The 12,309-nt window shown below is 66.3% G+C and carries 13 protein-coding genes; 2 read left to right on the plus strand and 11 right to left on the minus strand.

The features are described 5' to 3' along the window. Positions 1–271: 271 nt before the first annotated feature. Complete coding sequence (locus tag NRG74_RS05630; protein ID WP_257705966.1) at positions 272–1,180, plus strand: LysR family transcriptional regulator; 909 nt, start codon at positions 272–274, stop codon at positions 1,178–1,180. Positions 1,181–1,209: 29 nt separating this feature from the next. Here NRG74_RS05630 and NRG74_RS05635 read toward each other — a convergent pair whose 3' ends face one another. The 5 genes from NRG74_RS05635 to ribB form a co-directional block, all read right to left on the minus strand. Continuing rightward, entirely contained in the window at positions 1,210–2,352 is a 1,143-nt protein-coding gene (locus NRG74_RS05635) for an ABC transporter ATP-binding protein (RefSeq protein WP_257705967.1), read from the minus strand. A gap of 16 nt (positions 2,353–2,368) precedes the next feature. Continuing rightward, on the minus strand, positions 2,369–3,178 hold the full coding sequence (locus NRG74_RS05640) for an ABC transporter permease (protein WP_257705968.1): 810 nt from the start codon (positions 3,176–3,178) through the stop codon (positions 2,369–2,371). A gap of 4 nt (positions 3,179–3,182) precedes the next feature. Beyond that, a complete protein-coding gene (locus NRG74_RS05645) occupies positions 3,183–4,106 on the minus strand; it encodes an ABC transporter permease (RefSeq protein WP_082696340.1) in 924 nt (307 codons plus the stop codon). A gap of 1 nt (position 4,107) precedes the next feature. Then, positions 4,108–5,130 carry an ABC transporter substrate-binding protein gene (locus NRG74_RS05650; RefSeq protein ID WP_257705969.1) on the minus strand — a complete coding sequence of 341 codons (1,023 nt, stop codon included), beginning with the start codon at positions 5,128–5,130 and terminating at the stop codon, positions 4,108–4,110. 190 nt (positions 5,131–5,320) lie between these two features. Beyond that, entirely contained in the window at positions 5,321–6,379 is a 1,059-nt protein-coding gene (ribB, locus tag NRG74_RS05655; protein WP_430707807.1) for a 3,4-dihydroxy-2-butanone-4-phosphate synthase, read from the minus strand. 129 nt (positions 6,380–6,508) lie between these two features. Here ribB and NRG74_RS05660 point away from each other — a divergent pair, with 129 nt between their 5' ends. Next, entirely contained in the window at positions 6,509–6,796 is a 288-nt protein-coding gene (locus NRG74_RS05660; RefSeq protein WP_059315040.1) for a DUF1330 domain-containing protein, read from the plus strand. Positions 6,797–6,840: 44 nt separating this feature from the next. Here the strand turns inward: NRG74_RS05660 and NRG74_RS05665 are convergent, their stop codons facing one another. The 6 genes from NRG74_RS05665 to NRG74_RS05690 all read right to left on the minus strand — a co-directional run bounded on the left by NRG74_RS05665 (position 6,841) and on the right by NRG74_RS05690 (position 12,269). Continuing rightward, a complete protein-coding gene (locus NRG74_RS05665) occupies positions 6,841–7,596 on the minus strand; it encodes a GntR family transcriptional regulator (protein ID WP_059315039.1) in 756 nt (251 codons plus the stop codon). 128 nt (positions 7,597–7,724) lie between these two features. Next, positions 7,725–8,210 (minus strand): flavin reductase family protein, encoded by a 486-nt coding sequence (locus NRG74_RS05670; protein ID WP_059315038.1) that lies wholly within the window; start codon positions 8,208–8,210, stop codon positions 7,725–7,727. Between the two features lie 15 nt (positions 8,211–8,225). Then, positions 8,226–9,707, minus strand: a complete 1,482-nt coding sequence (locus NRG74_RS05675; RefSeq protein WP_257705972.1) for an aldehyde dehydrogenase — start codon at positions 9,705–9,707, stop codon at positions 8,226–8,228. Beyond that, positions 9,704–10,543 (minus strand): alpha/beta fold hydrolase, encoded by an 840-nt coding sequence (locus NRG74_RS05680; protein ID WP_257705973.1) that lies wholly within the window; start codon positions 10,541–10,543, stop codon positions 9,704–9,706. The genes NRG74_RS05675 and NRG74_RS05680 overlap by 4 nt, the downstream gene beginning before the upstream one ends. Positions 10,544–10,556: 13 nt before the next feature. After that, entirely contained in the window at positions 10,557–11,147 is a 591-nt protein-coding gene (locus tag NRG74_RS05685) for an amino acid synthesis family protein (RefSeq protein ID WP_184287806.1), read from the minus strand. 84 nt (positions 11,148–11,231) lie between these two features. Then, a complete protein-coding gene (locus NRG74_RS05690) occupies positions 11,232–12,269 on the minus strand; it encodes an LLM class flavin-dependent oxidoreductase (RefSeq protein WP_160922555.1) in 1,038 nt (345 codons plus the stop codon). Positions 12,270–12,309 lie beyond the last annotated feature (40 nt).

The following is a 12,309-nucleotide window of genomic DNA, read 5'->3' on the forward strand; positions in this document are numbered from 1 at the left end:
GGACGGGGCAGCGCTGATGACCAGGCGCGGGCGTGGCGCGCAGGTGGACGCTGGAAAACCGTCGGGCAGGGCGGCCAACGGTAGGACAAGGGTGCGCACGGAGCGCGGCTGCGGAACGCGGGCGCCAGGGCGCGCATGACCCGTCCTCCTGTTCATTGTTCTTGTCATGGCGACCGCGAGAGGACCGCGGCGCGCCTGTGCCTCTGAGTCTAGGAGAGGAAATGCGCTATCGTGAAACGATAAAAATAGAATCCAGGTATTGGAAAATCAGATGGCAGTGCTCAAGGACATTTCGATGCGGCAGCTGCGCTACTTCGTCGCCGCCGCCGAGAACAGCCAGTTTTCCCTGGCCGCCAGCGCGGTCAACGTCAGCCAGTCGGCGGTCACCACGGCGGTCAGCCAGCTGGAGGCCCTGCTCGCCGTGCGGCTATTCGAGCGCCTGCCCCACGGCGTCAAGCTCACGGCCGAGGGGCACCAGTTCTACCACCATGCCCGACACATCCTCGACACCCTGCAGGACGCCGTGAGTCAGCCGCTGTTCCAGAGTCATGCCCTGACCGGCCAGGCCCGGGTCGGGGCTTCCTATGCGGTGCTCGGCTATTACCTGCCGACCCTCCTGGCGCGCTTCAAGCGCAGCTATCCGCAGATCGACATCGACCTGCGCGACATGGACAGACCCAGCATCGAGGCGGGCATCAACGATGGGACCCTGGAGCTGGGTCTCACGGTCATCTCCAACGTCGACGCCGCGCAGCCCTTCGAGCGCCATCTGCTGATGCGTTCGCCGCGCCAGCTCTGGTTGCCCAGCGCCCATCCCTTGCTCGCTCCGGAGCAGGTCAGCCTGGCCGACATCGCGCCCTATCCCTATATCCTCGCCACGGTGGACGAAGGGGAAACCTCCACCCTGCGCTACTGGCGCGCGGCCGGCCTGGAACCCAACGTGGTGTTCAAGACCTCGTCCATGGAATCCCTGCGCGGCCTGGTCGCCCATGGCTTTGGCGTGACCATCCTGTCCGACATGCTCTATCGCGGCTGGTCCCTGGAAGGCCGCAAGCTGGAAGCGCGCCCGGTGGCCGATGCCATCCCGCCCATGGAGCTGGGGTTGATCTGGAGCCCCGAGGAGCGCCTGGGACCCGGCGCCCAGGCGTTTCGGCAGTTTCTAGTATCGGCGGCGGGCTGAGGCGGACGCGCGAGGCCCGCCCTCCGGCCTCAGTGGGCGGCGGCCTTGGTCAGGTCGGCGTCGTTCCACTCGGTGTAGACGCAGGCATCGCTGGCGGCCCAGCGCAGGCGTACCACCTGGCCAGGTTGCAGGCCCTGGGTATGGGCCAGAGACTTGACCATCAGCTGGGCACCACCGGCAGTCTGCAGCACGCAGCTCTGGCTTTCCCCGAGGAAGAGGGCCTCGCCCACCCGGGCCGGGATCTCGTTCCAGCCCGCCGGCATGGCCAGGGTCGCCGCCTGTTCGGTGGTCAGCAGCTGCAGCTTTTCCGGGCGCAGCATCAGGAGCAGTTCCTGGTTCGGTCTGACGCTGGCGGTGGGCCGCATCGCCAGTTCCTGGCCCTCGAACGCGCAATGCGCCTGGGCGCGCGCGGTCACGCGCAGGAAATTGGAGTTGCCGAGAAAGGCGGCGACGAAGGCGTTCGGCGGATTCTGGTAGAGGTCGTAGCCACTGCCCAGGCCGACGATGCGCCCGTGGCTGAAGATGGCGATGCGCTGGGATAGCCGCAGCGCCTCCTCCTGGTCGTGGGTCACGTAGACGATGGTGATGCCCAGGCGACGGTGCAGCTGGCGCAGCTCGTCCTGCAGGTCTTCACGCAGCTTCTTGTCCAGCGCGCCCAGGGGTTCGTCCATCAGCAGGATGCGTGGTTCGTAGACCAGCGCCCGGGCGATGGCCACTCGCTGCTGCTGGCCGCCGGAGAGTTGCGCGGGACGCCGATGGGCGAAGGCTTCGAGCTGCACCAGGCGCAGCATGGCGTCGACCTTCTGGTTGCGTTCGGCGGCGCCGATCTTGCGGATATCCAGGGGGAAGCCGATGTTGTCGCGCACCGACAGGTGCGGAAACAGCGAATAGCGCTGGAACACCATGCCGATGTCGCGCTGGTGCGGTGGGACCCTCAGCAGCGAGCGGCCAGCCACGCTGATGGCGCCGGAACTGGGCGTCTCGAAGCCCGCCAGCATCGACAGGGTGGTGGACTTGCCGGAGCCGCTGGAGCCGAGGAAGGTGAGGAACTCGCCCTCCTGGATGTCCAGCGAGAGATCATCCACGGCGGTGAAATCGCCGTAGTGCTTGTTCAGGTTCTGCAGGCGGACCAGCGGGGCCGCGGGGGCGTTGTTCTGGAGTACGGCGCTCATGGCAGGCTCCGGGAGCTCAGCGGGAAAGGGGTTGGCGGCGGCGCAGCAGGGCAGCCGCGAGCATCACCAGCAGGGAAAGGCCGATCAGCACCGTGGAGGCCACGGCGATCACCGGTGTCAGGTCCTGGCGCAGCGTCGCCCACATCTTCACCGGCAGGGTCTGCAGGTTGGGGCTGGCCATCATCACGCTCAGCACCACCTCGTCCCAGGACACCAGGAAGGCGAACAGAGCGCCGGCGAACACCCCCGGCCAGATCCCCGGCAGGGTCACCCGGTAGATGGCCTGCAGGCGCGAGGCGCCGCAGATCACCGCGGCATCCTCGATGGACTGATCGAACAGCTTGAGCGAGTTGATGACAGCGATCAGGGCAAAGGGCAGGGCGACGATCACGTGGCTGACCACGAAGGCCAGCAGGGTGCCGGTGTAGCCCAGGCGCAGGAACAGGGCATAGATGGCCACGGCGATCACCACCAGTGGCACGATCATCGGCAGGGTGAAGACCGCATAGAGCGTCTTGCGCCCGGGAAACTTGCCGCGCACCAGGGCGAAGGCGCAAGGCACCGCCAGGGCTACCGAAACCAGGGTGGTCAGCAGCGCCACCTTGAGGCTCGCCAGGGCCGCCTGCATCCACTCCGGGTTGGAAAAGAATTGCTGGTACCACTTGAGCGTCCAGCCGGGCGGCGGAAAGACCAGCCATTGGGACGAGCCGAACGACAGCAGCACGATGAAGACGATGGGCAGCAGGAGCACCGCGGCGATGGCGCCGGTGATCAGCAGCAGGCCACCGCGCAGCCGCCAGCCGAGGGCACTGGGAGTCAGCAGCATGGGGTTACCTCGCGTTCTGGGGGTCGACCGGGGATTCCGGTTGCAACCTGAGATAGAGGGCGAACAGCACCAGGGCGATGACGATCAGCAAGGCCGCGGCGGCGCTGGCCAGGCCCCAGTTGAGGAAGGACTGCACCTGCTGGATGATGAACTCTGGCAGCATCATGTTCTGCGCTCCGCCCAGCAGCGCCGGAGTAACGTAGTAGCCGAGCGACATGACGAATACCATCAGTGCGCCAGAGCCCAGGCCCGAGCGGCACATGGGCAGGAACACCTTGCGGAAGTTGGTCCAGGGGCTGGCGCCGCAGATGGCGCCGGCCTGCAGCACCATGGGGTCCATGGCCTGCAACGTTGCCTGCAGCGGCAGCACGATGAAGGGGATCATGATGTAGGTCATGCCGATCACCACCCCGGTGAGGTTGTTGACCAGCGCCAGGGGTTCGTCGATCAGGCCCATCGCCATGAGCAGCTTGTTGATCACCCCCGAGCCCTGCAAGAGCACCAGCCAGGCGTAGGTACGGGCCAGCAGACTGGTCCACATCGACAGCAGCACGATGTTGAACAGCACCCGGCCCCAGCCGCGGGGCATCAGGGTGATGGTCCAGGCCAGCGGAAAGCCGATCAGCACGCTGAACAGGGTCACCAGGGCAGCAACGCCAAAGGTGTTGAGCAGCACCTGGGCATAGGCCCCATTGGCGAACAGGGTCTGGTAGTTGCCCAGGCCCGGCGTGGGTTCGAGGACGCCGCGCAGCAGCAGGCCGATCAACGGGACCAGGAAGAACAGGCCGAGGAACAGCAGGGCAGGGACGAGGTGACTCGCGCCCTTCCAGCGGACGGCGCGTTCACCCCGGGTCCGCGCCGGATCGTTCAGCGCACGGCGGTCCTTGGCAGTGCCGAGCACCGCCCGGCTGGAGCTGGAGGCAGACATGTCATTTCACCAGCCATTCGTTCCAGCGGCTGGCGATCTCGCCACCGTGCTGGGCCCAGTAGGCGAAGTCCAGGGTGACCTGCTCACTGCCGTAGGCGGTGGGCAGATTCTTGGCCAGGTCCGGGGTCAGCTTGGCGATGCTGTCGACGTTGACCGGCGCATAGGCGGTGAGATTGGCAAAATCCGCCTGGCCGCGAGCGCTGCTGGCCTCGGCCAGGAATTTCATCGCGGCGTCCTTGTTCTTGGCGCCCTTGGGCACCACCAGCATGTCGGCCATGACCAGGTTCTGTTTCCAGCTCACGCCTACTGGCGCGCCGTCCTGCTGCAGGGCGTGGACGCGACCGTTCCAGAACTGCCCCAGGGTCGCTTCGCCAGAGGCAAGCAACTGCTGGGACTGGGCACCGCCGCCCCACCAGACGATGTTCTTCTTGATGGTGTCGAGCTTCTTGAAGGCGCGGTCCAGGTCTAGGGGATAGAGCTTGTCCTTGGGTACGCCGTCGGCCAGCAGGGCCAGCTCCAGGACGCCAGGGCTCGGCCATTTGTAGAGCGCACGCTTGCCGGGGTAGGTGGTGGTATCGAACAGCGCCGACCAGTCCTGCGGCTGCTTGCTGCCGAGCTTGCCCTGGTTGTAGCCGAGCACGAAGGAGAAGAAGAAGGAGCCCACCGCATGGTCATTGACGAAGCGCGGATCGATCTTGGTGCGATCGATGGTCTTGAAATCCAGGGGTTCGAGCAGGCCCTGCTGGGCGGCGCGCAGGGCGAAATCGGCTTCCACGTCGACCACGTCCCATTGGACGTTGCCGCTTTGCACCATGGCCTGGAGTTTGCCGTAGTCGGTGGGGCCGTCCTGCACCACCTGGATGCCGGTCTGCTTGGTGAAGGGTTCGGCCCAGGCCTGCTTCTGGGCGTCCTGGGTGGTACCGCCCCAGCTGGTGAAGTTGAGACTTTCGGCCTGGGCCGGAAGGGCCAGCGTAGTCAACAGGCCGGCAGCGACCACAGAGACGACTTTAAGCTTCAGCAACATCGTGACGCCCTCTTTTGTTATTGGATCGGCGCGGCAGAGGTGCCGCGGCCTTGTAGGAGTCGTGCGATTCGAGGTGGATAGCGGCACCTCGAAGTAGAGCTGTCGACCCTGTCGAACGGGCCGTTTTGTCATTCGATATTATGGTATTCCAAACTTTTTGCAAGCTTGTCCAAGGCCTCTGGAAAAGGCTTCAGCCAGGGAAAGGCAGGGTCTCGACGATCTCCAATTCGTACCCGGTCAAGCCGGCGTACCGCAGGGGCAAGCCCAGGTGGCGAATACGCCCCACGCCCAGGTCCTGCAGGATCTGGGCACCGGTGCCTACCTCGGCATAGATGCGCGACTGGGAGCGTTCGAACAGCCGCTTGGGCTGGGTCAGCGAGGGCACCCGGGCCAGTAGCGCCTGGGAGGATTCGTGGTTGGCCAGCACCACCACGATGCCGTGGCCTTCCTGGGCGACGCGTTCCAGGGCAGCCCACAGGGTCCAACTCGGCGGCCCGCTGTATTCGGCACCGACCAGGTCGCGCAGGGGGTCCAGGGCATGGACGCGAACCAGGGTCGGCGTCTCGCGGTCGATGTCGCCCATCACCATGGCCAGGTGTACGCCGCCTTCGATGCGGTCCTCGTAGGTCAGCAGGCGGAAGGTGCCGTGCACGGTAGGCAATTCGCTCTCGCCGATGCGGGTGACGGTGTGTTCGTGGCGCAGTCGGTAGTGGATGAGGTCGGCGATGGTGCCCAGCTTGATGCCGTGGCGTTCGCCGAAACGTTCCAGATCCGGACGCCGGGCCATGCTGCCGTCGTCGTTCATCACCTCGACGATGACGGCGGAAGGGTCGCGACCGGCCAGGCGCGCCAGGTCGCAACCGGCCTCGGTATGGCCGGCACGGGTCAGTACGCCGCCATCGCGGGCGCGTAGCGGAAAGATGTGGCCGGGCTGGACTAGGTCCCGCGCGGTGGCGTCCGGCGCCACCGCGGCTTCGATGGTGCGCGCCCGGTCGGCGGCCGAGATGCCGGTAGTGACGCCGGTAGCGGCTTCGATGGACACGGTGAAGGCGGTGCCGTGGACGGTGCCGTTGTCACTGACCATCTGCATCAGGTTGAGCTGGCGGCAGCGTTCCTCGGTCAGCGTCAGGCAGATCAGGCCGCGGGCTTCGCGGGCCATGAAGCTGATCGCGGCAGGGGTGCAGGCATCGGCGGCGAGCAGGATGTCACCTTCGTTTTCGCGGTCTTCGTCGTCGACCAGGATGACCATCTTGCCGGCACGGAAATCCTCGATGATCGCTTCGATGGGATGGATGGCCACGGCTACCTCTCAGGGTTCTGGATTGTTCTGTAATCTGGTATACCATGAGACAAAACGTAGCGAAAGAGGCAAAGCGCCATGAAAGGTTATTGGATTGCAGAGGTCGATGTGACCGATCCCGAGGCTTATCGCGGCTATACGGAGCGCGCCCCTGCGGCCTTCGCCCGCTATGGCGGACGCTTCCTCGCGCGGGGCGGACGCGCCGAGCAGCTGGAGGGAGAGGGCTGGGCGACGCGCCGGGTCGTGATCGAGTTCGATTCCTACGAACAGGCCCTGGCCTGCTATCGCTCGGCGGAGTATCAGGACGCCTGCGGGCACCGGCAGACGGCGGCCCGGGCCGAGATCTTCATCGTCGAAGGACTCTGAGAGAGGCGGCCAGGCACGGCACTGCCGCGTCTGGCCGAAGACGGCTAGCGTTCGATGCGCGGCTCGTCCTGCACGCGGGGGATGAACAGCTCACGGGCCTGTTCGCCCTGGTGCTCCTGTTGCCGCTGCAGGTAGTCGAGGGCGACCTGGGCGGCGGCGCGGACGTGATCGACCGAAGCCTGGTGGGCGGCCAGGGCATCGCCACTGCGGATGGCGGCGACCATGCGCTCCATCTCCGCGTTGCTCGCCTGACGGCGATTGGCCTGGGACACCGAAGTGGCCCTCAGGTAGCTCACCCGCGCCTGCAACTGGCGCAGCTGGGTGGCGGCGACGCGGTTGCCGCAGCCCTCCATGAGCACGTTGTAGAAGTTCTGCACGGTCTCGATGACCTCTGGCAGTTCGGCGCCCTCCAGGGCCTTGCGGTTCTCCTCGAGGGCCTGTTCCAGCGCCTCGATTTCCCGGGGGCCGGCGCGCAAGGTGAAGAGTTGCACGATCAGGCCTTCCAGCACGCAACGCAGCTCATAGAGGTCGCAGGCATCCTCCAGGGTGATGATGGCGACGCGCGGCCCGCGGGCATCGGCGAATTCCACCAGGCCTTCGGATTCGAGATGACGCAGGGCTTCGCGCACCGAGGTGCGGCTCACGCCTAGGCGGTCGCAGAGATCGCGCTCCACCAGGCGGTCACCCGGCAGCAACTGGAAGTTCAGGATCGCCTGGCGCAGGCGATTGCACACCATTTCACGCAGGGTGACCGGGCTGCGGGTGATCTTGAAGCTGTCGTCTAGTTGCGCGCGTCTCATGGGGCTCTCTGGCGGACCGGTTCTACAGGCGACGACGAGGCACGCGACTACGTGGGGCCCGCGTGCTCGCCAGGGCGGAAGAGGGCAAGTCTAGCATGCCCCCTGCAGGCGTTCATGGGCCCATCCGCTCAGGCATAGATCGGTGCGGCGCCCATCCGACCCCGGTGATAGAGCATCGGGATCACCTCCTGGTCCGGCACGATCAGATTCTTCACCGCCCCGACGATGATGGCATGGTCGCCCCCGTCGTACTCGCGCCACAGCTCGCACTCGATCACCGCCGTGGCATCGGCCAGCAGCGGATTGCCCAGGGCGCTGCGCGTCCATTCGATGCCCTGGGTCTTGTCCTTGCCCTTGCTGGCGAAGGCATAGGCGATACGCTGCTGTTCGGCGCTCAGCAGGTGGATGGCGAAACCCTTGCCGTCACGCAGCAGGGGGTAGGTGTCGGAGCTGTAGTTGGGGCAGAAGAGCACCAGCGCCGGATCCAGCGACAGGGCGCTGAAGGCACTGGCGGTCAGGCCGGCGAGGTTGCCTTCGGCATCCAGGGTGGTGACCACGGTGACGCCGGACGGAAAGGCGCCCATCACTTGCTTGTAGATTGCGGGATCGATCATGACTGCCAACCTCGTTTAACGCATTACAAAGGGATCGGGCATCGGCGCCTGGGACAGATTGATCCATACCGTTTTGGTTTCGGTATAGGCCAGAACCGAGTCGATGCCGCTCTCGCGGCCGTAGCCGCTGTTCTTGAAACCGCCGATCGGCGCCATGGCCGAGACCGCGCGATAGGTGTTGACCCAGATGATGCCGGAGCGGATGTCCCGCGCCAGGCGATGGGCACGGCCCAGGTCGCGGGTCCAGATGCCCGCGGCGAGGCCCAGCTCGCTGTCGTTGGCCAGGCGCAGGGCCTCGGCCTCGTCCTTGAAGCGGATCACCGCGGCCACCGGGCCGAAGACTTCCTCCTGCATGATGCGCAGCGAGTGCCGGTCGCATTCCAGCAGGGTGGGTTCGTAGTACCAGCCGGCGCTGCCGGTGTCGGGTCGCTTGCCGCCCAGGCGCAGTGTCGCGCCTTCGGCCAGGGCCGCTTCCACCAGCCGCTCGACGATGGCGAGCTGCTGCTCGGTGGCCATGGGGCCCATCTCGCTGGCGTCGTCCTGGGGATTGCCGATGCGGATGCGCTGGGCACGCTCTACCAGTCGGGTGACGAATTCGTCGTAGATCTCGTCCTGCACCAGCAGCCGCGAGCCGGCCACGCAACTCTGCCCGGAGGCGGCATAGATACCGGCCACCGCGCCGTTGATCGCGCTATCGAGGTCGGCGTCGGCGAAGATGATGTTGGGCGACTTGCCGCCCAGCTCCAGGCTCAGCTTGGCGAAGTTCTCGGCGCTGGCGCGGACCACGTGGCGGGCCGTGGCGGCGCCACCGGTAAAGGCGATCTTGCGCACCAGCGGATGGCGGGTGAGGGCCGCGCCGGCGCCCGGACCATAGCCGGTCACCACGTTGAACACCCCGGGCGGAATGCCGGCTTCCAGGGCCAATCGCGCCAGCTCCAGGATGGTGGCCGAGGCGTGCTCGGACGGCTTGATCACCACGGTATTGCCGGCGGCCAGGGCCGGGGCGACCTTGATGGCGGTCAGGTAAAGCGGGCTGTTCCAGGGCACGATGCCGGCGACCACGCCCAGGGGTTCATGCACGGTGTAGGCGAAGAGGTCGGTCTTGTCGAGGGGCAGGGTGCCGCCTTCGAGCTTGTCGGCCAGGCCCGCGGTGTAGTGGAAGAATTCCGGCAGGTAGCCGACCTGGCCGCGGGTCTCGCGGATCAGCTTGCCGTTGTCACGGCTTTCCAGTTGGGCCAGGGCCTCCTTGTTGGCGGCGATGAGATCGCCCAGCCGGCGCAGGAGCTTGCCGCGGGCGCTGGCGGTCAGGCCACGCCAGGCCGACGCCTCGAAGGCGCGCTGGGCGGCCTGGACGGCGCGGTCGACGTCGTCGGCGTCGGCGTCGGGCAATTCCGCCCAGGCGGTCGCGGTGGCCGGATCGAGACTGGCGAAGGTACGGCCCGACTGGGCCGCGGTCCATTCGCCGTCGATGCACATCTGAAAACGTTGCAGGGTCATGCCACGTATCCCTTGATGGAAGTGGAAGGGGCCTTGTCCAGGGCGTCGTCGAGGAAGTCCAGCAGCAGGGCGTTGACCAGCTTGGGTGACTCGACCGGCATCATATGGCGCTGGTCGGCCAGCACGGCAGTGCGCGCGCGGGGAATCCGCGCGGCCAGCTGGCGCGCCATCTCCGGGGTCGAGCCGCTGTCCAGTTCGCCGGTGGCCACCAGGGTGGGCACCTGGAGGCTGTCCAGCCGCTCGGCGCCGTAGCGGTCCTGGGTGGCGAACAGGGCGTAGGTGGTCAGATAGCCCTGGGGGTCGTTGTTGGCAAAGGCCTGGCGCAGCGCCTGGATTTGCGCCGGGTTGGCGCCCTGATACTCACGGCTGAACCAGCGGGCCAGGGCGCTATCCAGGTTGGCGTCGGGGCCTTCGAGTTCGGCCTGGCGGGTCCGCTCCAGGACCCCGCTACGCTGCTCCACCGAGCGATTGAACACGCTGTTGAGGATCACCAGCGCGTCCAGCCGCTGCGGATGGCTCAGGGCGAAGGCCCGGGCGATCAGGCCGCCCATGGAGAAGCCGACCACCACGGCCGTTGCCAGCCCCAGGTGATCGAGCAGTTCGGTGAGCTGCGCGGCATAGTCGTCGAGCGTCGCCTGCGCCACCGGACGCTGGCTTTCGCCATGGCCGAGCATGTCATAGGCGATCACCTGGTAGCGCGGCGCGAGGCCCGCGAGTTGACCGCCCCACATCTCCTTGCTGAGCCCCACGCCATGGATCAGGACGAGCGGGCTGCCATCGCCGGCGATGCGGTAGGCAGTGCCGGCGGGGGTCTTGGCGTCTGTAGACCGGATCATTCGCGGATTCTCCTCAGCGCGCCTTTTCAGCCGCGAGTTCCTCGAGGTCGATGTAGCGGTTGCCGATGCGCGGATGCAGGCGGCCACCGTCGGCGGCGCCCAGCACCACCACGATCTCGTCGGCCCGCGGTGCGTCCTCGATGCGCATTTCCAGGGTGATGTAGTGGGATCTCAGGCCCTCGTCATCCTTGTGCATCATGGGGATCTGGATGGAAGTACCCGGGGCACCGCGCTTGTTGGTGAAGCTCAGGTAGCTCTTGGCCTGGACCGCCTCGCGGTAGTGGTTGCCGAATCTGAGGGTGTGGATCACCGCCGAGGCGTGTTCGATCTCGCCGTCGGCGCCGACCACCGCCGCCTTGCCATAGGCCTCGATGCGCTCGGCACCGCCGATGGCGCGGGTCAGACGCTCGACGATGAAGGCGCCCAGGTCGGAGCAGTGGGCCTTGATCTCGGGCTTGAGGTCTTCGACGAAGCCCTTGCCGACCCAGGGATTGCGGATCACCACGGCGACGCCGGCCATGGTCACCGGCTTGTCGGTCGCCTTGCCGCCTTCGATGTGGGTCTCTTCGAGATAGGTGACTACCTTGCGGATTTCGAAACTCATGCTGACTCCTGGGATGTCTGTTGGATGATGGTATGCCACGCAATTAGGCGTGTTGAAGGTCCGCGCCGGAGCGCGGACCCTGGATCAGGCAAAGGCCGGTGCCACCTTGTCGATGAACAACTGCAGCGACTTCTTCTTCTCGGCGAAGGGCAGGCTGTTGTCGCACCAGAAGCTGAATTCGTCGACGCCCAGTTCCTCGTAGTGACGCAGGCGGGTGATGACCTCGTCGGGGGTGCCGATCATGGTGTTCTTGCGGATGTTCTCCAGCTCGAACTCCGGGCGGCCGGCGAACTTTTCTTCCGGGCTGGGGGCGAGGAAACCGTTGACCGGGGTTTCCTTATTGCCGAACCAGGCATCGAAGGTGCGGTAGAAACGGCCGATGGCCTGGGCGCCGATCTTCCAGCCCTCGGGTTCTTCCGCCGCGTGCACATGGGTGTGGCGCAGCACCATCAGCTTGGGCCGGGCCACCCCGGGATTGTTGGCCAGGGCGTTGTCGAACTTGTGCTTGAGATCGACCACTTCCTCGTCGCCCTTCATCAGCGGCGTGACCATGACGTTGCAGCCGTTGGCCACCGCGAAATTGTGCGAATCCGGATCCCGCGCGGCGATCCAGATCGGCGGGGTGCCGACCGGCTTGGGCACGCTGGTGGAGGTAGGGAATTGCCAGACTTCGCCGTCGTGGGCGTAGTCGCCTTCCCAGAGCTTGCGCAGCGCCGGGACCAGTTCGCGCAGATGCTTGCCGCCAGCGGTGGCGGGCAGGCCGCCGGCCATGCGATCGAATTCCACCTGGTAGGCGCCACGGGCCAGGCCCACTTCCATGCGGCCTTCACTGATCACGTCGAGCAGGGCGCATTCGCCAGCCGCACGCAGGGGATGCCAGAAGGGCGCAATCAGGGTGCCGGCGCCCAGGCGGATGGTCGAGGTACGCGCCGCCAGGTTGGCCAGGATCGGCATGGGGCTGGGGGAGATGGTGTATTCCATCGCATGATGCTCACCGACCCAGACGGTGCAGAAACCGCCGGCTTCGGCCATCAGGGTCAGTTCGGTCAGCTCTTCGAACAGCTGCCGATGGCTGACGCTTTCGTCCCAGCGTTCCATGTGCACGAACAGGGAAAATTTCATAAGAAGCCTACCTCTTGTCTTCCACCTCGGCGCGAGGGCT

Origin of the sequence: Pseudomonas oryzihabitans (genome assembly GCF_024652905.1) — a bacterium.
GTDB lineage: Bacteria > Pseudomonadota > Gammaproteobacteria > Pseudomonadales > Pseudomonadaceae > Chryseomonas > Chryseomonas benzopyrenica.